The following is a 19,850-nucleotide window of genomic DNA, read 5'->3' as shown; positions in this document are numbered from 1 at the left end:
TAAGATAGGATCTTTTGACTAAAATCGTTAGAATAGGTCACTCAAACTGTTTTCTAAGTTGTCATGCCAAAACGTACAGATATTAAATCCATTTTGATTCTTGGTGCAGGCCCGATTGTTATTGGCCAGGCTTGTGAATTTGATTATTCAGGTACGCAGGCGGTGCGTGCATTGAAAGATGAGGGATATCGCGTTATTTTGGTTAATTCCAATCCCGCCACCATCATGACGGATCCGGAATTGGCGGATGCTACTTACATTGAGCCTGTACTGTGGCCGGAAGTGGCGAAGGTTATTGAAAAAGAACGGCCCGATGCACTTCTGCCTACCATGGGCGGGCAGACTGCTTTGAACTGTGCGCTTGATTTGGCAAAGCACGGAATCCTGGAAAAATATTCAGTCGAAATGATTGGCGCTACCAAGGAAGCAATCGACCGGGCAGAAGATCGCGAGCGCTTCCGCCAGTTGATGAAAAAAATAGGCCTGGAAATGCCAAGATCTGCCATTGCGCATAGCATGGAAGAAGCCATTCAGGTACAGGCACAATTAGGTTTCCCCACGATTATCAGACCTTCATTTACCATGGGCGGCAGCGGCGGGGGTATCGCGTATAACCGCGAGGAATTCGAAGAAATTTGTACACGCGGCCTGGATATGTCGCCCACTCATGAACTGTTGCTCGATGAATCGGTTCTTGGCTGGAAAGAGTATGAAATGGAAGTGGTCAGGGATCAAAAAGACAATTGCATTATTGTATGTACCATTGAAAATTTTGATCCGATGGGCGTTCATACCGGCGATTCGATTACAGTTGCACCTGCCCAGACACTCACTGATAAAGAGTTTCAACGCATGCGGGATGCGGCTATCAAAGTGTTGAGGGCCGTTGGCGTGGACACAGGGGGTTCGAATGTCCAGTTTGCCATTAACCCGGAAGATGGGCGCATGCTCGTAGTAGAAATGAATCCACGGGTTTCAAGAAGTTCGGCGCTCGCATCAAAAGCCACTGGATTCCCTATTGCCAAAATTGCAGCAAAACTGGCGGTTGGCTACACACTGGATGAACTGGATAATGAAATTACTGGCGGCAAAACGCCCGCTTCCTTTGAACCCAGTATTGACTATGTTGTTACAAAAATCCCACGGTTTAATTTTGACAAATTCCCCCAGACTCCGACTACACTGACAACGCAGATGAAATCGGTGGGCGAAGTGATGGCGATTGGCGGTAATTTTCAGGAATCATTGCAAAAAGCCATACGGGGTTTGGAAATCGGTCGCAATGGTTTGAATAGCCTGTTCAAGAAAGGTGAGGATTTAAGCCGGTTAAGAGGCCATCTGCGCGAACCCACCCCGGATCGCCTCTGGTATATTGCTGATGCTTTCCGTCAGGATCTGACCCTGGAAGAGATCCAGCAGGAAAGCAAGATTGACGCCTGGTTTCTTCACCAAATCCAGGATTTGGTGATGCAGGAAAAAGCGCTGTATGGCAAAACCATTACTGATTTGGATAAACAACACCTATTGCAGTTGAAGCGCCACGGGTTTTCCGACTCGTTTCTTGCCAAGATCCTTTATTGCCGGGAAGAGCAGGTGCGCGCACATCGTCTGAGATTGGGAGTGAAGCCAGTTTACAAGCGGATAGACTCCTGTGCTGGCGAATTCCCTAGTTCTACTGCTTATTTATATTCCTGCTATGAGGGAAGTTGTGAGGCTAACCCGGAGCCTAATGCTAAGAAAGTCATTATTCTTGGAGGCGGGCCCAATCGAATTGGCCAGGGTATTGAATTTGATTACTGTTGCGTCCATGCGGCTATGGCTCTGCGGGAAGAGGGTTATCAGACAATCATGGTCAATTGCAATCCCGAAACCGTTTCAACCGATTTTGATACTTCCGACAGGCTTTATTTTGAACCGGTAACGCTGGAAGATGTGCTATCGATTGTTGCTGTTGAACAACCCATGGGCGTGATTGTGCATTATGGCGGGCAAACTCCCTTGAAGTTAGCCCAGGCGCTTGAAGAGAATGGCGTACCCATTATTGGAACCTCGCCTGACGCTATCGACATGGCTGAGGATAGGGAACGTTTTCAGAAAATGGTCGCTGAACTGAACCTGCATCAACCAGCCAATGGCACGGTACGAAGCCTGCCAGAGGCGCTTGAAGTTGCCAAGCGCATCGGTTATCCCCTGGTAGTAAGACCTTCCTATGTCCTTGGCGGGCGGGCGATGGAAGTGGTTTATCAGGAAGAAGACTTACGCCACTACCTTGAGCATGCAGTCGCTGTTTCCAATGACTCACCTGTATTGCTGGACAAGTTTCTAAATGATGCCATTGAGGTCGATATTGATGCTGTCTGTGATGGCCATGACGTTATGATTGGCGGTATTATGGAGCATATTGAGCAGGCCGGCGTCCACTCGGGCGATTCAGCCTGTACATTACCGCCCTTTAGTTTAAGCTCTGTAGTCCAGCAGGACTTGATTGAGCAAATGCGGCTAATGGCTTTAAAACTGGGCGTTGTTGGACTTATCAATGCGCAATTTGCGATTCAGGCAGATGATATTTATGTCCTGGAAGTCAATCCCCGGGCATCGCGTACAGTTCCCTTCGTATCCAAGGCAACCGGGCTTCCCTTAGCGAAAATTGCAGCGCGCTGCAAATTGGGGCAAACTTTAAGACAGCAAGGTCTTAGTCAACATTACCCGATGCCGGCTTTTTACTCGATCAAATTACCGGTGTTCCCCTTCATTAAATTTTCTGGTGTGGATTCTATTTTAGGGCCGGAAATGAAATCGACGGGTGAAGTGATGGGTATTGCCAGACGATTTGGCCAGGCCTATGCTAAAGCCCAATTAGGGGCAGGCTGTAATATTGTTAAAAGGCGCCGGGCGTTTGTTTCTGTAAGGGATGCGGATAAAACCCGAATCGGCGAAATTGCAAAACGCTTGATTCAACTGGGGTTTGAAATTATTGCAACCCGCGGAACGGCACTGGTATTGCATGCTGCCGGTATTGATTGCCGCAGGGTTTATAAAGTAGCAGAGGGAAGACCTCATGTAGTGGATTTTATTAAAAACCACGAAATAGATTTTATCGTAAATACGACTGAGGGAAAGCAAGCTGCTGCGGATTCATTTGCAATTCGTCGCAATGCCCTGCAGCACAAAGTTAGCTATACTACGACTTTATCAGGTGCTGAGGCAGCTTGCCTGGCAATGAAATATGAGGATCGTGAAACGGTCACTCGTTTACAAGATTTACATTAGAGGTGGATATGATGCATAAGCATCCAATGACAATTGCAGGTGCAGAAGCACTGAAGAAAGAGTTAGCTCATTTAAAAACAGTAGTGCGCCCTCAGATTATAGAGGCGATTGCAACAGCAAGGGCACTCGGCGACTTAAAAGAAAATGCCGAATACCATGCTGCACGCGAACAGCAAAGTTTCACTGAAGGACGTATTAAAGAACTGGAATCCAAAATTTCCCATGCGCAGATCGTCGATATCAGCAAGCTGGAAAACCATGGCAAGGTGGTTTTTGGCGCGACAGTTACTATTTGCCATACAGAGACGGGCAATGAACTAAGTTACCAGATTGTGGGTGAAGACGAAGCGGACATCAAATTAAACAAAATTTCCTATAGTTCTCCGATTGGCCGTGCCTTAATTGGCAAGCAGATTGATGATACGGTCGTGGTTGAAACACCAGGCGGAAAGGTTGAGTACGACATTATTGAAGTCGATTATAGTTAAACCCTAGTATATTTTCACAAAAGTCAAGCATTTCCAAGTACTTGCATACCATGAATAACGGTATGCAGGCTTCTTGCTAAGGAAGGACTTGTTTCTTTTCTACAGGAGATTCTAACCCTATTGTTGGCCTTTCTGACGGGAAGAAATGGTTACAGATAGTCTGTTGCATTGCTTTACCATAATTATGGGGTGCACTTACGTACTCCCTAATGATCGCCTTCATATTATTGTTTCTTTTTGTAATATGATGCCTTGTCTGTTGGGTATTATAGTCATCAAGACGCTTTTGACGGCTTTCATCAAGTTTTAAATTAGCGATAAATCTTTTTCTATACCTATCCAAAAGCGATGGATCTTTATCAATGCCTAATTGTTCGTATTGTAAGATTTGCTTCTTTCTGTTGATGTCTTTTGCCAAATCCGAGTCTGCTTCTATCTCAATTTTATTTAATGATGTACAAAGCTTTTGGCTTGATAATGATTTTGCATGAGAAGAATAAGTATTAATAGTTTCAAGAAGTGGATTAATATCTGAATCTAAAGTGGCTATGTGATTATCTACAGCCTTAAGATTGGTTTCGGGAATATTTTTTCTTGAAAAAAAATCGATTAAGGTTTTTATTCCTGCACCCAAACTAAGAGTAAAGGGTAATAGAACTATACATACTGGCCATGCATATTTCCATAGCTCGATATCAAAAGAAATTCTTAAAACGCCTCGGGCATTTCTAAAATAGATATCTAAAAAACTCTTTTTCATAAAGTCCTGTGATGTGTAAGTTTTGCACAATTGTATAAATATTTAACATCCTTGTCAACGCAACAAATATGGTTTTTCTTTGGAAGAGAGGAAAGGCGAGTAGATAAGCCTGTTCCAGGCTCTTCAATGAAAAGTCCAGTTAAAAATTGCTTTAAGTTAATCTAAGGATGGCGTAAAATTAGACAAAGTGATTTGTTGTGAGTTTGAAATGGGGTGGAAAAAATTAGGTGAGGGGGCTTTTAATACAGTTTATGTCAATGACGATAAAACCACAGTGCTCAAAATTGCGAAGGACTGCTCCGCAACCGATAAGCCGGAACGTTCTGTAAGAATATGGAACGAGATAAACGCACATATCAAGCCTTCTGCAACAGTCGTAGATTCGCCACTTGGCAAAGGTTGGTGTTGCCCTTATATCGAAGGGAAGCAGGCAAGTGATAAGGAAATCAGTCAGTCTGTGATTGACATTTTCAATCGTACAGGCCGTATTGTTATAGATGCGGTAACCCAAAAAAATATTCTTAAAACCAAAGATGGGGAGCTGGTTTGTATTGACATAGGCCTCGCTGTGCAGCTTGAACAAAGAGAGGAAGTCATTGTTAATAAAAAGCTAAGGCGAAGAAGCCTCGTCAGCCAGTCTTACTGGCATACCTATCAAGCACCCCATGATTCCTGGTTTTATATTGCCAGCTTTACCCGTCCACAGGGAGTTGACACGGTAAAAGCCTTGTTATTTATCAAGGCTAACAGGCCTGACATGTTTGATGTGAGTTTTTTAAAAGACAAGCCTAATCTGTTGAAAACATTAGCTGCTGCATACGATGCGCAGCGCGTATCCTTTAAAGCGCCAGGTCTGCTGGCCGCTGAAATAGTAGACCACAGGGCTCACAAGGCAATTCATCCCCTAAATCCATTACCTCCTTTTAAATTGAATGCTAAAGATAAATTGGCTGATGCTGTAAAAAAAGGAAACAAAGTACTGTTGGATGAGCGAGAAATAAATCTGGATAACCTCAAGGAGAGCTGTCTTCGGGAGTTAACCCGCTATTTCTATTCGAGAGGTTCTTTAAAAAAGGGCGAGTTTCAAGCCTCTTTGGCTACCCGCTTATTCCGTAATCATGCCTTGACTGCGACCAAGGCGGAATATACCAAAGTGCTGATGGATAAAATTAATCATGCAGTTACGCTTGATGAGATCAAGCAAATAATTAATAAATCGCTCAGTAATGGGCTCCTTACCATGTCTTCCCACAAAGTCAGTCTCGCGGTGCGTCTGGCTCGATGTTCTGTGATGTGTGAGCTGGCCAGACCCTATCTAAATGACGTAGAGAATAAACATAGCTATACACACTAAGGAATTAGAAATATCGAATGCTCGCGGCTGCGACCTATGGGTATCTACACATCTCTGAAAACACAGTCTGCACCTAGCTTCTACGTCCCACCACTTGTCCGAGGGATCCATAAGACTCATAGAAAAACACTGGACCCTGCGGACAAGCCGCAGGGCGTAGGGGTGGTGTGTAGATACCCACGGCTTATAGGCCTGATTTAGTATGTTGCCTGGGCTCTGTGTTGGCAAACTGATGTTCCAGCGCATCTTCGAGATCCGGATATTGGAACTGATAGCCATTGTCCATCAGGCGGTTAGGGAGAACCCGCTGGCCGCTGAGCAAGAGGCATTCTCCCATTTCGCCGAAAAGTAATTTGATAACCCAGCCTGGAATGCGAAATAGCAGCGGCCGTTTTAGAACACGGGCCAGTGTTCTGGCGAATATCTCCTGCGTCACTGGTTCGGGGGCGCATACATTCAATGGGCCGGTCAGGCCGGGATTGGCTAACAGGAATTGGTAAGCGCCAATAACGTCCTGCATATCGACCCAGGAAATAATTTGCTGGCCTTTTCCCAGGATACTGCCGATGCCTAATTTAAAAACAGGAGCCAGTTTTCCCAGCATGCCGCCTTCCCGATCAAGTACAACGCCAAAACGCGTAATGGTGACTGGTATATTGGCATCGATTGCTAGTTGCAGGGATTGCTCCCAGAGAATACCAACTTTGCTGAGAAAATCATGGGGTGTTTCATCATCAATTGCACTGTTCTCATCGAAGGCGTTGCTGTCATTGTCTGCCTGTGTTCCATAAATGCCAACGGCATTTGCACAGAAAAAATGGGGGCTGGCTTGGTGTTTAAGCAACCAGTCAATCAAGACCTTATTCGTGTGAACACGTGAATTAATAATGTCCTGCTTGATTGTATTATTCCATCGCAGTGAAGAAATATTCCTGCCGCTTAAATTGATGACGGCATCGAATGACCGGGGATCAATAGTATCCAGATGATCCCAGTCAAGCTGTTTTACAGGATCAGAAAATATCGCTTGCAGTAATTTAATATTTCGCCCTAACACAGATATTTGGTGATCTGCGACTAAGGCTTTAACCAGTTTCCTGCCAATAAGTCCGGAAGCGCCTGCAATCAATATGTTCATTCTTATCCTTAAGCCATTAGGGCAAGACTTTTGAGAACGCCTGCTGTCATGGGAGTAATCTGTAGAACCTGTTCTAATTCATGTTCAAGTAATTCGATGCTTAACCGTTTTGAACTTTCCATTATTTCCCGTTTCATTTCACTGGCTGTTTTCCATATTTCATCCCAGGTTTGAAAGACTGCTGCCGGATAGTCGAGATGATGGGCAACCAGCTGCTGCAAAGCGCCCATCTTTTTCGGGTGGCCGTCTGCAATATTGAAAATTCCCTCTGCGCTGCGTTTCATGGCAAGCTGTGAAGCAATTTTCACTAAATCCATAACGAATATATGATTAGTATAAGGGGCTTGCTGAGGTATTAAAAGGGGATTTTGAGTGCGCGCTGCTTCAATGGGCAAGCGGTTGGGTCCGTAAATTCCAGCAATACGAAGGAGCACACAGGCTGCCCCGTTTTTTTTTGCAAATTGCTTCCATTGTTCCTCTGCATCTAGACGTCTCAGTTGCCGCGCGTGCTGAATACGGCATTTCGAACGTTCCGTTATCCATTTTCCCTGATGATTTCCATACACAGCGCTTGAACCGAAATATACAATTTTCATGGGTTTTAGTAGTGTTTTGCTTAAAAACTCATGAAGAAGGCTGTCTGTGTCCCTTGCGGGAACAGGGGGAACAAGATAGTAAATAACAAGATCCGCTTCTTGAGCGATGTTAAGGTTACACAAGTCGCTGGCTATATGTTTTAATCCTGGCAGCGCCAGGGAGGGTTCATAATGTCTGGAAACAGCGGTGACCTGCTCATGCTCATCCAATAAATGTTTCGCAAGATAGAATCCGCAATAGCCATAACCTAAAATTAAATGATGCATAATTTACTGCGTTCGAAAAACCTTTCATTATTGGATAAAATAATAAAAAATCAAGGGATTAGATTAATTTCTTGAACAGTTGTTAATTAAATCAGGCTATTTGGTTGTAAAATTACACAAATTGATATTAAATGAAAAAGAATACATCGATGGAGTAATGGAATGCCTGTCAGTGATATGTGCTGTAAATTATTTGAAAAAATGATTATTGATTACCAGCAAAAAGGTTCAGGGGATCATGATTTTAAGAATCTCCACAAACACCTGTTGCAATGGTTGTTTAAAATTAAGACAGATGATAGTCAGTATAACGATGCTCAGTTTATATTGGAAATTGCAAGAAATACCGCTTACCTGCACAAGGATGAAAATCCCGGTTTAATAAGTGCTAACCAGTCGTTTCAGACAGCCTATTTGAAAGAAACCGCCCATTCTCAATTGTTTGTACAAACAGATGGAAGCGTTTTAGGAAAATGGCCCGTTGTCCAGGAGCCTTTGCCAAAACCACCAGAAGGCCCTTCAAATATAGAAACGATGTCATTTTTTAGCCAGGAAATAAAAAAGGCAGCGGATAAGTTAGCTGCTAGCCGCCAGGCCAAGGAATTAGCCATCATCAATGAAAAATTCTGTATTCTTCCAACGGACGATTCGCCAGGGGTGACCTTGGGCTAGGCGCCTTGGCTTCGACCGCGGGGCCCACACGATATTGGTTTTTGCTAATTTAAGATAAGTTTGAAAGACTTGTTCCTAACTGCTTTTGCTATTGAGGGCAACGTTGGATTCTTCTGAAGAGTATGTTCGGCCACCAAACATGGGCCCCGCGGTCGCAGCCGCGGGGATTCGACTGTCGACTAGCACGAATTCCCGCGGCGGAGACCGCGGGATCCATTTTAAATCTGGGGGTCTTCTCTATTTAAAGTTAAAGCGCTTTCATAAAGCTGACTAGATCTTTCTTTTCCTGCTCATTTAACTGGAGCTTCAAAATCAGGTTAAAGAATTCAACGCTGTCGTCCAGGGTTAGCAGACGGCCGTCATGCAAATAGGGCGGCGAATCTTTAATTCCCCTTAATGGAAAGGTTTTGATTGGCCCGTCACCAACTGCCATCATGTTATTAATCATAACCGGTTTGAAAAATCGTTCAGTCTGCAGGTTATGCATCGTGTTATCGGTATAGTAGGGAGGAACATGGCAGGTTGAACATTGGGCTTTGCCGAAAAAGAGTTCCTGGCCGCGTAATTCTTCAGCGCTTGCCTTGGCAGGATCAAGTTTACCATCCACTCCCAGCTTGGGAGCGGGTGGGAAATCCAGGATATCCTGAAATTCCGCCATGAAGTGAACCTGGCTGCCACGTTCAAGAATGTTAACCCCTTTCTTCGTTGCAATAACCGGATCGCCATCAAAATAAGCGGCTCTTTGCTCAAACTCAGTAAAATCTTCAACAGTTTTTAAAGCCCTTTGTGAGCCAAATAAACGTTGAATATTCACGCCGCGCAAACTGGGCGTATTAATCCGATGACGAAACTCCTGGGGCCTTATATCGCCGACCAGATGCGTCGCTTTGTTGGTGTGGCCGTTTGAATGGCAGTCAAAGCAGGCCACTCCGCGGCTGGGAGCCACCGTTCGTCTGTCTTCTGTCTGATTAAACTGCTGCTGCGGGAAAGGAGTTACCAGTAAGCGTAAGCCTTCGAGCTGTTTGGGATTAAGGAGACCGTTAAACAGTTCATAATAATTATTGATGTTAACTAACTGGCCTTTCGACACATCGCCCAGATCAGGCCGGGTTGTGAGAAAAATTGGTGCCGGGAAGATGGGAAGAAAATGATCGGGAATATCGAAGTCCAAATCAAATCGGGTTAAATCGCGTTGTTCCTGTTTATTAAATTCGTCAATGACAAATTTGGGAAACAACATGCCACCCTCAGGATGGTTAGGATGCGGCAAGGGCAGAAATCCTGCGGGATATAAACCTTTTTCCTGAATTTCTTCAGGCGTCATTTTCGATAAGGAATCCCAGGTTATCCCTGCAGGCAGCTTCACCCTGACGCCTTCCTGAATCGCCTTGCCGCCCGTCATGGTGGTGCCGGATGCCGGTTTATTGCTAAGATCATAGCGCTGCTCAAGCAAGTCAGCATGTTTTTTTTCAACCGCATCTTTCTGATCGACCATGCGTTTCATGATGGTTTGAAAATCTTCTTTGATGTCAACAGGCATGTAACTGGAAGGATGGTCGGAGTAAGCTGTCGAGCCAAAGCCGACAAGTAATGGGAAAAGCCATTTGGCAGGAGTGCGCATCAGTTAAAATCCTTTTCCAAAAATCAAGAGCTTAAAAGATAAATCAGAGACTTGCAATAGTGGCAGGTGATCCCCTCAAAACCTTGACGCGCTATGCTTATCAAGGCTGGACACTGCGCACTAAGGTTTTTCATTTAACCCGGCAAAGCGAGGTATAGCTACACTGTTGGCAGATAGAACGATTAAGCGGCTGGGGGGCGCATAATCCTTCTGCAAATTCCTTTGCCAGCTGTTCAAGACTTTTTTGCCAGCTTTGACGGGCATTTTCCCAAGAGTTTTCTTCCGGAAGGCTTTGAATGTTTTTTATCTCGTAATTACTGCTGCTCACCCCTTTGCAGTGGTGCTGCCCCTCTTTCAGTGCTGAAAACACCAGTGTGTCGATCGCCCCGTCAAGCAAGGCATACATCAGAAGCTGCGGCTCCCGTGGCCGTTCTTCGTTCCAGGGAAGGCTGACAGGGATACTGGTTTTATAGTCAATCACCCATTTACTGCCATCCTCAAGCTGGTCAAGGCGATCTACACGCATATTAAACTCAATTCCGCCAAGCATTAACTTGAAACTTTTCTCCAGTGCCTCCACTTTAAAGGGAGGGCGTCTTTTTTCCCATTCGAGGCAAGTTTTCAGCAGGCGGCATAGCCGTTTAATTTCGACCTGTTGTATTAAAGAGGAAAATGAGTAATGTCTGTGTTGTCGATAAGGATCCAGGGCTAAATCGATTGAATTGCTGATTAACTCGCTTAATTCGTCCTCTGACATCGCAAGTAAGCGTTTCTGATCGATGACCTGCTGCCAGAAGCATTCCAGTGCTTTATGAACCAGTTGCCCCCGTTCCAGGGGATTTAAACCATCAAAGGCGGGATTGCCTTGCTGGGCATGAAGACGGTGCGCCGCAAAAGCCTGGAAGGGACATTTCGATTGTTTTGCCAATAAACCCGTACTTCCTTTGATAGACTCTTTATTCTGTGGAATCTGGTAAGTCTCTTCTATTTTCTCCAGGGTGATACCTGAGCGGATATCCTTTATGGCCAGGGCAGTCCTCTCTGGCATGTGCTTGAGCAAGGGTGAGGGCAGTTGCGGTTTGTCCTCCTCAATAGCGGCATAGCTGAAAATAATCTCTGGCGCATTCTGCAGAAAGGATTCAAACTGTTTCTCTGCTAAAAACAATGCATGCTCCGAGCTGATATAAGCCCTTTGGTACTCTAATGGAATGAAGGGAGAGGGTTTAATCTTTTTGGGAAGGCATACATCGGTCATTCCGGTAACCCAGAGGGCGTCAAAACGAATACCTGTTGCTTCAAGCATTCCCATAATCTGCAGATTGCTTTTTTCTGCTTTGGGTTGAAAAATGGTGTTGGAAGCAATGCCGGTTAAAGCATCAATTGCTTCAACCATGGTCATTTTGCAGGTAAGAAGCTGGAGTTGCTTGAATTCAGAGAATAGATTTAGCAGCTTTTGAAAACACTGATAATCCTCGGAATTCAGGCTAAGATCGCCCGGAAATCCAAGTGTGTTCAGTCTTGTGCGAAAATGACTGGCCCACTCTGAGGGAGAGGCAGTTTCCGGATAAGCGCTGATTGAAGAAAGTGCTTTGTGTAATTGCGGAGCAGATCCACGAAGTTCATTTAAAAAGTAACCCCAGTTAATCACTTCCTCCTGGAGGGAAAGGCTGTTTTGCATCATTTGCGCGCGCTTGAGAAACTCTTCATTGGCCTTGTATAAATAAGGTGAATGAAGCAGTAAGCGCGCCTGATGGTTGCCAAGCGAGTAACCATCCAGTTTGAGCCAGTTTAGTGCATGGCCAATCAGTGGATAATCGCTCAAAGGTTGACCCAGAGAAATGCTAAACACTATTTCAGGAAGCCTGCGCTGCAATAAGCGCTGTAGTGTTGTTCCCTCTGTTTCCAAAGAGGGGACAACAACACCTACACTTGCTGAATCGGCCAGTCTCTCTTTTATCCACAGAATCATTTCCTCATATTCATCGCTGGCGTTTTTAGCCTTGTATAAACGGGTTGAGGCGATAGTGACGTTTAGGGGCGTATGGAGAACCCTGCATCCGAGTGCCGTCAATTTATCGTGTAGTGCTTTTTGCTGAGGGGTATATTCTTCAAAACATACCCAAATGCTGGTGGTGAAATCAAGGCATAGAAGCGATGAAGTCAGATACTCTGCCAGCTGTTCATCGACAATCCCTGGAATGTTATCCAGCTCCCTCTGAAACAATTTTGACCACTTCGCAAATGCCTGGGTCTGCTCCGTATAGGAAAAAGCCGGGGAATTAGTATCCAGCTTCCAGCGCTGGCATTTGGACCATGCATCTTTGACTGTCTCGACCAGACCTGCGTGCAAAGGAATTTCCTGTTGCCCGAGAACTTTCTGCCAAAGGTAATTGTATTGACTGCTGTTTAAGAGTAATGGATGCCTGTTTTCCGAATTATTAAAACACAGCGTATGGTACTGCAGGCGTAAAAAATTCTGAAAAGGCAGGCAAACGGGTTTTTTGACAGTCTTACAGTTATAAAACTGAAAATATTCTTCTAAAAGCGCTATCGAAAGACGTTTGGTCGGTGTTATTACGACAGCCCCCTCTGCCATTAAGGGAAATAGCGTTTGTCTATCAATCATTCCGATTTATGATTCCTTATGCCTGAGTTTGTCAACATCACGCAAACCGGGAAAAAAATGTTTATTAAAATACACAGCAATCAATGCAGTAACGGGCATTAGCCAAGGACCAATAATGAACGTTACAGACAGAAAAATAGCCCCGTACACAACCCAGTAATCACGGAATGATAATTTGCTGAAGTTAGGATCGTTCCAGTAGGAATTAATTAAAACAGCGAGACTGATGAGAAGCAGGTAAACAATGGCCAATAACAAGCCCAGTAAAAAAGGACGCCACCAGCGAGAGGGTTTGACCAGCTGATTGCCAAACAATGCGCCCAGTATCATTCCAAAAAGGGGTACAATAATCAAGGCATATCCCAGGGAAAATCCCTGGTTCACCTTAAGCGGTAATAATGTATAACGCGTAAAAATCAGGAATAATAAGGCAAAAATGCCAAAGAAAATGCTTGCTGCAAAACGGGGGCTAATTGGTTTTTGTTCGCTTGTATTCATAATCGCTTATGTCTGGTTATTGTTTTTCTTTTGATGCAGAAGTCATGCTGCTCGAGCTCGCTATGGAGGATAATGTATACCAAATGGCCGCGTAAATACACAGCAGCAAGTCCTGATAAAATGGCCAGCCACCATCCTACTATGATAAAACTGTTGATTAAAATAAATAAATAGACAGAAATTAAACTATGTGAATGAGGGATAAGTTCCAGATAAGTATCGTATTCTTTTAAAATGTAGAGAAAAAGAAAGTCATAAAAGGGCAGGGCACTAAGGGTCATGAACAGGCCGTAAAGAAACACCCTCAATCGATAAGGCCTGGGGCAATGAACGATTTTTTTTCCAAAAAGAAAACCAAAGACCCCGGCTGTAAAACCAGCAAGAACTACTGCGACAAACACGGGAAGAATTTGCTCAAGGCCAAATAAAACAAGAAGGGTATCAATGAGAATTGTACCGATGATCGCGAGAAATGCGAAATAGGAAGCGCTTAGCAAGCGGGGATTATGCAATGACATTGCATCGTCTATGCTTTTCTTCATTAGCAATGTCTCCTGATACAAACCTGATAACAGCCAAGGTCCCAAAGCCGAGACAAGTTAATTAATTAAGGCAGAGTGACGCCAGTCCTTATCTATAATTTTAGACTAATTGGTTAAATTCATTTCATTATCTACACTTAAAATATAAAAAAAGAAAAATCGGATGAATATGGATATTACGCCTTTTTTCAAATTAATGGTCGAACGGGGTGCCTCTGATTTATTTTTCAGTGTCGGTGCACCCCCTCATATAAAGATGGAGGGGATCACTTCTCCAATTGGTCAATCGCCTCTCAAATCCCAGCAAATGGCCGAAATTGCGGCATCGATTATGAATGATGAGCAGCGGAAGGAATTTGATGCCACCCTGGAGTTAAATATGGCAATTTCCCTGGCGGGAGTCGGCCGGTTTAGAATCAATCTTTTTCGTCAGCGCGGCGAAGTGGCCATGGTGGTTCGTTATATTAAAGGGGTAATTCCCAGTATTGAGGAATTGCAGCTTCCCAGTGTATTAAAATCAATTATTCTTGAACTGCGCGGGCTTATACTGGTTGTCGGATCAACGGGTTCAGGAAAATCAACCACTCTGGCTTCAATGATAGACTATCGCAATGAAAATCAGCGCGGGCACATTTTGACGATAGAAGATCCCATTGAATATCTGTACCGTCATAAAAAGTCAATTGTTGATCAGCGTGAAGTAGGGCTGGATACCCTAAGCTATGAGTCTGCTTTGAAAAATGCAATGCGGGAAGCACCGGATGTGATATTAATCGGCGAAATCCGCGATCGCAATACCATGCGGCATGCTATAGCCTATGCTGAAACCGGTCATCTTTGCCTATCGACCTTGCATGCCAATAATTCTAATCAGGCTTTGGATCGTATCCTTAATTTTTTTCCCGATGATGCCAGACAGCAATTACTGCTCGATCTTTCCCTCAACCTGAAAGCGGTAGTATCGCTTCGCCTCATTCCCGGCCTTGAGAAACAGCGGGTGCCCGCTGTAGAGATATTGTTAAACTCCCCTTATATTTCTGATTTAATCGAAAAGGGGAAGATTGATGAAATTAAGGAAGTCATGAGTAGGAGCCGGGAGCAGGGCATGCAGACTTTTGACCAGGCACTGTTTGACCTTTACAAGGCAGGAAAAATCAGCCAGGAGAATGCCATCCGTTTTGCTGACTCAAAAAATAATGTGGGCTTGCAGATTCGTCTGACTGAAGAGAAAGGCCTGGATGGTATCCAGGATTTAAGCATTCAGGAAGATTTCCCCGAGGGGGTTTGATTTTGCGCCGGCTCTTCGCATTTATTTGCCCGTACGAATATTAGCGTTTATTTGCCCGTATGAATCCCCGCGTTTATTGTGCATACGAATCCCCGCGGCTTCGACCGCGGGGATTCGCTGGTCGTGCCGTGGGGATTCGATGGTTGGCGCCGCAGGAGTTCAGGGAATGCCACATTAATGAGTTTGCATCTCGCCCAGGCGAAACGGATAATCGACCCTGCATTGTTCGTAGGCTCTGTACATTCGTGCAGGATTAGGATAATAACCATAATGCTCTGCCTCATAGGCGCAGCAGGGCAGCCTGCTCAGAAAGCAACCCCGTTTGGCATTCCACACCAATCCTTTTCCCGTACAGCTAAGGGAGCGTCCGTCAATACAAACATATCTTGCTTTGGAAGGGGGATTACCAATAATACAGCCTTGAGCCATACTCAAGGCGGGGATTAAAACAAGCAAAATAGCTATTGTTTTCATTCTTATTTTATCCATTCACTTGCTATAATGATAAGGATAGATGATTTTGTTAAAAAAGTAGCAAAAATAATGTTATTAAGGACTTCTTAAGGTTTTAAAGCTAGAATAATGGAAGAATTGCGATTGGAGTATTCTCATGCCTCAAAATGTAGCGTTACAACAAGCTCTTAAAAACCCAAAATTTTTCGCTGATGAAGAGGCTAAAGCAGCCTTTGAAGCGATTTATGCTGTTGATCCCAATGATGAAGCAGCGTTTAAGCAAGCAGTTAATGCGCATAAGAATACATGGAAGAAGTATAATGTTGCCGAGCCGGTTGATGATCTGAATAAAGACGGCCCCCCCAGTTTTATTGATCTTTATAAGTTAGCCACACGTCAGCGTGTGATTTCAATGTTTCCAAAAACCCACGAAACATACCTTACGAGTCTCATTCTGGATAATCCTGTTGAGATACGTAAGTTCTTAACTAAGAACGAGGGTCATAAAAACCATTTTGGTAATTTAAGCAAATCTAAAATTGCAGCCTGGGATCCAGCTACTGAGGCTGTCCTTTCCAATGATGAAATTAAAGAAATCAGCCTGGCTGCCCAGACTGCTTATCTTATCAGGAAGATTGATGCGGCAAAAAATCCGCAAGACTTGCATGCTATGTTGCAGGCAATTGATGCCAATAATGATGCTGAATTTAGACGAGTGCTGGTATCCTGGCAAATCCCTCAAAATATTGCTGATAAAATGACCACAGCAGAAGTGGGCGCTCATATCGCCCGCTCGCTCGCTGTCAAGGCCATTGAGACAGCTGCTCCCCACTGGGCAGCTAATCCAGGTGAGCACGTCCGGTTAACAACTGTACTTCAGCGAAATGATGATGCTGATTTTGCAAATAATCTGGGAGCCCTCTATCAGGGAAAAGTAACTCCGGAAGACTCAACACACCTGCGGGGAACAATCGGCAGCGAATTAATTAAAGCCAAATTGAATGCGGAAGTTAAAGGCCAACAGGTTTTATTATTGCAGATAGCTGGAATTACAGAGCTGAACGGCTTGCAAGATGCTTTGGCAAATCGATATGGCAGCCAGGATGCCGATCATAAAGCAGCACATAACCAGTATTTTAAAGAGGCTGTAACCGAGACCAATAAAAACAGTTTTCGACAAATCGCTGCGAGCAAGGCATTTGCCTATAAGATTGCGGAAATGAATGATCCTGCCGCTCTTGATGCTATGGCGAGGGTTAAAACGCCTCAGGATCTCACCCAGCTACTAGCAGCATCCAATGCTTTTGGTTTAGACAACCCCGCGGGCAAACCGGCACGCGAGGCAATCACTGATCTCAATGAAATTAGAAAATTAAGCGCACTCGCCCACATCCGCAGTAATTTACTGCCCAGATCACCGCAATCTGAGCCCGAATGGCAACAGGCCACTGCCCACGCTGATAAACTGGCCACCTTGCTGGATCCCGCTTTTACTGCCGCAAACTATGCTTCTCAATTCTTGGCTGCCAATCCTAAACCGGAGGAGCTGCAACCCTTTAAAGATTATTTTCGTGACGAAGCACGCAGGGATGAAGCCCGTAAAATGGCATTAGCCAGCCTGCTGCCGATAGTGCTAAAAAATGCAAGCCCAGAGCAATTAACCGCGATAACAACGGCCAATGATGAGGGCGGATTGAAACAGGCTGTGGCGGCTGTTTTGGGAAATCAGCATGCCAATGATTTAATCGATGCAGACCTTGGATCAGACTATAACTTGAAAATTCGTGCGTCTGCCCAACTTAATCTAATGCCGCAACTCCTTGCTGGTAAAGATTATGCTCAGCTGTCAGGTATTGTCCAAGCGGCTGGTTGGGCTGGTTTTGAAGATGGAGTGCGGACTTTACTTAATGGTTTAAATCAAAATGATAGTCAAAACCTGGAAGCTGGGTTAATCCAGGCGCTGGTCAAACAATATCCCGCGGATCAGGATTTGACCTTGCTGGTTAATCTTTCCAAACCCGGTATTTCAGAAGCTGAATTCAAAGTGGCCTTAACTGGACTGGGAATCCAACGACAGGATTGGGTAAATCCTGCTCGTATGCAAATGGTGCAAAAGGCGGCCAGTGAACGGGCAATGCAGATTCAGACTGAAAAAACGATTGGTGTGCCATTGGATGCAAGGCCTGAATTGAAAAAAGTGATGCAAAGCCTTTCAGCTGCCAAACAGGCCTCTCTGGCGGCAAAACCTGAGTTAATTGCATTGCTGGCAAGCAGGACCAAGCCTGAGCAAATTAAAGAGTTGCTGCAGGAAAGGCATTTGGACGTGGAGGCATTAAGCAAGGAAAATACCAATCAACGCTTGCTTAATAAAATCCATAATCCGGCCCTGGCGGATGTATTAAGAAATCTGAACGTTAAAGTAGACGCCGATCAGGTTCGCCGCATCAATGACTATCTCGCTTCCAAGGATACTTCCAACCAGCTTTATGGCCTACTGGGTTTAAAAGAGTCAGTTAATCGGCTATGGGGACTGCTTGGCAGTTCCAATACCCATATCAATGAAGCAGCACTTAACCGCGCATTTGGCTTTAATGACGATAGAACTAATCTAGTTAACAATGCTATAGAAATAGATGCCGTAACTCAGCATACTCATAACGAACCCTTAATTGCTTACCGTAAGGCGGTAAGTCCAGCGAATCCTGATGGAAAAAGAAGGGTGGCGGCTTTCCTTATGGGGCTTCGCAAAACCCAGGAGTTTCCTGTTGCCCGGCTGGATAGCCTGTGCGCGCATATAGACGCTGCGAAAGATCGAAACGAGTTGCTTAATCTGATTCAGGGCGATCCTGCTCTGGATGCAGTTATGCCGGCAGATTTTAAACGCCAATTAACTGAGGGGACTTATAATTCTTTAAAACAAAATCTCAAGAGCGATCAGCTTAAGGGAATGAGTCTTGAGAATTTGACTGCTGCCTTAGGCACCCGCCATGCTGAGATTCAGGCCAATCTGGATAAGCTGCACAATTTACAGAAAGCCCAGCAACGATCCACGCGATCTGCACTGAAAGCCTTTAGCGAAGTGGAAGAAGCCCTCTGGCTTGATCCTGTAAATGAAGGATTAAGCAAAACCAATGCAAAACGAATTGAGGAAGATTTAAAAAATACTGAAAAATTGTGCAATATCGTTATCCCTTCGCTTAAAGCGCATTTGGCTCTGATTGAGGAGCAGTATAAATCTTTACCACAAAATGAGCCGAACCGCAAAAAAGCGGACTTAATTACCAAAGAAAGGCAATTTCTTAAAAAAGCGCATGATGAAGTCAGTGCCGAATTAAATATGTATCTCAAAATAGAAGATGCATTAAAGGGTAATCCCAATGCTGCGGATGAGCGTATGCAAAAAGGATTACTGGCTGCTGTTGAAGAGGCAAAAGAAGGCAAGCAGACGATCGTCTTCAATGATTTCAAGGTTAAGGTTCAAGCGGATTGTGATATCAGCGAGTTTAATGACCGGATTAAACAAAAAGACGGGCAAAGACAACAGGCTACTTATAATCAGGCGCTGCAGGTCGATGTAGGCGTTCAGGTTAAAGATTACGATACGACCAAAAAGGTCGATATTAATAAATTTCGACCCTACGTGATTGAGCACCAAACCAAAAAGAAGGATGGCAGCGTTTTGGTTACTACCAGCACTATTCTGGAGCGGCGCTACCCCCAGGATATGGCTGCGAAGACCAGCAACGGCCAAACTGTCTATTCGCCGTCAATGTCACTGACCCTGGTTCCCAATGATAATCGTACAGAAGAACAGATGACTAAGGACGCTATATTCATGGCTATGAAAATTATTTCGGGTCTGGCTGCTGCCCCTACGCCTGAACGCCCCTTTCTATTGACAGGTGATGACCCGAAAGAAACCAGGCTAATGTATGGTGCGTTATTGGCGCTGGGTGAAATGCATCCCAAGTTCAAGTTTGATGAAAAATGCATTAAAATGGGTACGACCTCCTATGTTCCATCTGATGACCGATCATGGGGTAGTAATACCGCCTATAAAAAGGTAAAAAGCCATCCTGAGTTTAAAGCATTAACCAGAGGATTTAGCAATCTGGCTTCGCAACAGGTGAAAGCCCAGGCTGAATTTAATCAAGTGGAACAATCAGCAGCCGAAATTGCCCAAGCCTATAAAGATAGTATTCAGCAAGGACGTGAGCTTAAGAAACTCGAGGAAGAAGTACGAAACCGACCTCCAAGCCCAATGGTTGGCGGCTAAT

At 44.6% G+C, this 19,850-nt stretch carries 14 protein-coding genes; 6 read left to right on the top strand and 8 right to left on the bottom strand.

All coding sequences use genetic code 11. The features are described from left to right. Positions 1-63 precede the first annotated feature (63 nt). Together carB and greA are read left to right on the top strand one after the other, a co-directional pair. A complete protein-coding gene (gene carB, locus DYH42_RS11225) occupies positions 64-3,270 on the top strand; it encodes a carbamoyl-phosphate synthase large subunit (protein ID WP_058523597.1) in 3,207 nt (1,068 codons plus the stop codon). An 11-nt stretch (positions 3,271-3,281) separates the two neighbouring features. Then, complete coding sequence (gene greA, locus DYH42_RS11220) at positions 3,282-3,758, top strand: transcription elongation factor GreA (protein ID WP_058523598.1); 477 nt, start codon at positions 3,282-3,284, stop codon at positions 3,756-3,758. Positions 3,759-3,834: 76 nt separating this feature from the next. Here greA and DYH42_RS11215 read toward each other — a convergent pair whose 3' ends face one another. Continuing rightward, on the bottom strand, positions 3,835-4,518 hold the full coding sequence (locus DYH42_RS11215) for a hypothetical protein (protein WP_058523599.1): 684 nt from the start codon (positions 4,516-4,518) through the stop codon (positions 3,835-3,837). A gap of 208 nt (positions 4,519-4,726) precedes the next feature. Between DYH42_RS11215 and DYH42_RS11210 the strand changes: the two genes are divergently transcribed. Beyond that, entirely contained in the window at positions 4,727-5,872 is a 1,146-nt protein-coding gene (locus DYH42_RS11210; protein ID WP_115317058.1) for a hypothetical protein, read from the top strand. Positions 5,873-6,056: 184 nt separating this feature from the next. Here the strand turns inward: DYH42_RS11210 and DYH42_RS11205 are convergent, their stop codons facing one another. Both DYH42_RS11205 and DYH42_RS11200 read right to left on the bottom strand, forming a co-directional pair. Then, positions 6,057-7,010 carry a TIGR01777 family oxidoreductase gene (locus tag DYH42_RS11205; RefSeq protein WP_058523601.1) on the bottom strand — a complete coding sequence of 318 codons (954 nt, stop codon included), beginning with the start codon at positions 7,008-7,010 and terminating at the stop codon, positions 6,057-6,059. Positions 7,011-7,018: 8 nt separating this feature from the next. Continuing rightward, complete coding sequence (locus DYH42_RS11200) at positions 7,019-7,873, bottom strand: NAD-dependent epimerase/dehydratase family protein (RefSeq protein ID WP_058523602.1); 855 nt, start codon at positions 7,871-7,873, stop codon at positions 7,019-7,021. 162 nt (positions 7,874-8,035) lie between these two features. Between DYH42_RS11200 and DYH42_RS11195 the strand changes: the two genes are divergently transcribed. Continuing rightward, the gene (locus DYH42_RS11195; protein ID WP_058523603.1) at positions 8,036-8,545 is read left to right on the top strand and encodes a hypothetical protein; all 510 of its coding nucleotides are present in this window, start codon (positions 8,036-8,038) and stop codon (positions 8,543-8,545) included. 247 nt (positions 8,546-8,792) lie between these two features. Here the strand turns inward: DYH42_RS11195 and DYH42_RS11190 are convergent, their stop codons facing one another. The 4 genes from DYH42_RS11190 to DYH42_RS11175 all read right to left on the bottom strand — a co-directional run bounded on the left by DYH42_RS11190 (position 8,793) and on the right by DYH42_RS11175 (position 13,832). Beyond that, positions 8,793-10,166 carry a hypothetical protein gene (locus tag DYH42_RS11190; protein ID WP_058523604.1) on the bottom strand — a complete coding sequence of 458 codons (1,374 nt, stop codon included), beginning with the start codon at positions 10,164-10,166 and terminating at the stop codon, positions 8,793-8,795. Between the two features lie 130 nt (positions 10,167-10,296). Beyond that, the gene (locus DYH42_RS11185; RefSeq protein WP_058523605.1) at positions 10,297-12,792 is read right to left on the bottom strand and encodes a PD-(D/E)XK nuclease family protein; all 2,496 of its coding nucleotides are present in this window, start codon (positions 12,790-12,792) and stop codon (positions 10,297-10,299) included. 6 nt (positions 12,793-12,798) lie between these two features. Continuing rightward, positions 12,799-13,290: a hypothetical protein gene (locus DYH42_RS11180; RefSeq protein ID WP_058523606.1), complete on the bottom strand. Its 492-nt coding sequence runs from the start codon at positions 13,288-13,290 to the stop codon at positions 12,799-12,801. Further along, on the bottom strand, positions 13,287-13,832 hold the full coding sequence (locus DYH42_RS11175) for a hypothetical protein (protein ID WP_058523607.1): 546 nt from the start codon (positions 13,830-13,832) through the stop codon (positions 13,287-13,289). Before DYH42_RS11175 ends, DYH42_RS11180 begins: the two co-directional genes overlap by 4 nt. A gap of 169 nt (positions 13,833-14,001) precedes the next feature. On the opposite strand from DYH42_RS11175, the gene DYH42_RS11170 reads away from it, so the two are divergent. Continuing rightward, on the top strand, positions 14,002-15,120 hold the full coding sequence (locus DYH42_RS11170) for a PilT/PilU family type 4a pilus ATPase (RefSeq protein ID WP_058523684.1): 1,119 nt from the start codon (positions 14,002-14,004) through the stop codon (positions 15,118-15,120). A gap of 174 nt (positions 15,121-15,294) precedes the next feature. Here the strand turns inward: DYH42_RS11170 and DYH42_RS11165 are convergent, their stop codons facing one another. Then, the gene (locus DYH42_RS11165) at positions 15,295-15,594 is read right to left on the bottom strand and encodes a hypothetical protein (RefSeq protein WP_058523608.1); all 300 of its coding nucleotides are present in this window, start codon (positions 15,592-15,594) and stop codon (positions 15,295-15,297) included. A 136-nt stretch (positions 15,595-15,730) separates the two neighbouring features. Between DYH42_RS11165 and DYH42_RS11160 the strand changes: the two genes are divergently transcribed. After that, positions 15,731-19,849, top strand: a complete 4,119-nt coding sequence (locus DYH42_RS11160) for a hypothetical protein (protein WP_058523609.1) — start codon at positions 15,731-15,733, stop codon at positions 19,847-19,849. The last annotated feature ends 1 nt before the right edge of the window (position 19,850 follow it).

Source organism: Legionella birminghamensis (assembly GCF_900452515.1).
GTDB classification, from domain to species: Bacteria; Pseudomonadota; Gammaproteobacteria; order Legionellales; family Legionellaceae; genus Legionella_C; species Legionella_C birminghamensis.
The sequence above is the reverse complement of the archived record's forward strand: the minus strand, read 5'-3'. Positions and strand labels throughout refer to the sequence as shown.

Coding starts and splice junctions, on each gene's coding strand:
- DYH42_RS11185 (WP_058523605.1), bottom strand. CDS start 12,792: ATGATTGATAGACAAACGCTATTTCCCTTAATGGCAGAGGGGGCTGTC.
- DYH42_RS11170 (WP_058523684.1), top strand. CDS start 14,002: ATGGATATTACGCCTTTTTTCAAATTAATGGTCGAACGGGGTGCCTCT.
- DYH42_RS11210 (WP_115317058.1), top strand. CDS start 4,727: ATGGGGTGGAAAAAATTAGGTGAGGGGGCTTTTAATACAGTTTATGTC.
- DYH42_RS11180 (WP_058523606.1), bottom strand. CDS start 13,290: ATGAATACAAGCGAACAAAAACCAATTAGCCCCCGTTTTGCAGCAAGC.
- greA (WP_058523598.1), top strand. CDS start 3,282: ATGCATAAGCATCCAATGACAATTGCAGGTGCAGAAGCACTGAAGAAA.
- DYH42_RS11165 (WP_058523608.1), bottom strand. CDS start 15,594: ATGAAAACAATAGCTATTTTGCTTGTTTTAATCCCCGCCTTGAGTATG.
- DYH42_RS11190 (WP_058523604.1), bottom strand. CDS start 10,166: ATGCGCACTCCTGCCAAATGGCTTTTCCCATTACTTGTCGGCTTTGGC.
- DYH42_RS11200 (WP_058523602.1), bottom strand. CDS start 7,873: ATGCATCATTTAATTTTAGGTTATGGCTATTGCGGATTCTATCTTGCG.
- DYH42_RS11205 (WP_058523601.1), bottom strand. CDS start 7,010: ATGAACATATTGATTGCAGGCGCTTCCGGACTTATTGGCAGGAAACTG.
- DYH42_RS11215 (WP_058523599.1), bottom strand. CDS start 4,518: ATGAAAAAGAGTTTTTTAGATATCTATTTTAGAAATGCCCGAGGCGTT.
- DYH42_RS11160 (WP_058523609.1), top strand. CDS start 15,731: ATGCCTCAAAATGTAGCGTTACAACAAGCTCTTAAAAACCCAAAATTT.
- carB (WP_058523597.1), top strand. CDS start 64: ATGCCAAAACGTACAGATATTAAATCCATTTTGATTCTTGGTGCAGGC.
- DYH42_RS11195 (WP_058523603.1), top strand. CDS start 8,036: ATGCCTGTCAGTGATATGTGCTGTAAATTATTTGAAAAAATGATTATT.
- DYH42_RS11175 (WP_058523607.1), bottom strand. CDS start 13,832: ATGAAGAAAAGCATAGACGATGCAATGTCATTGCATAATCCCCGCTTG.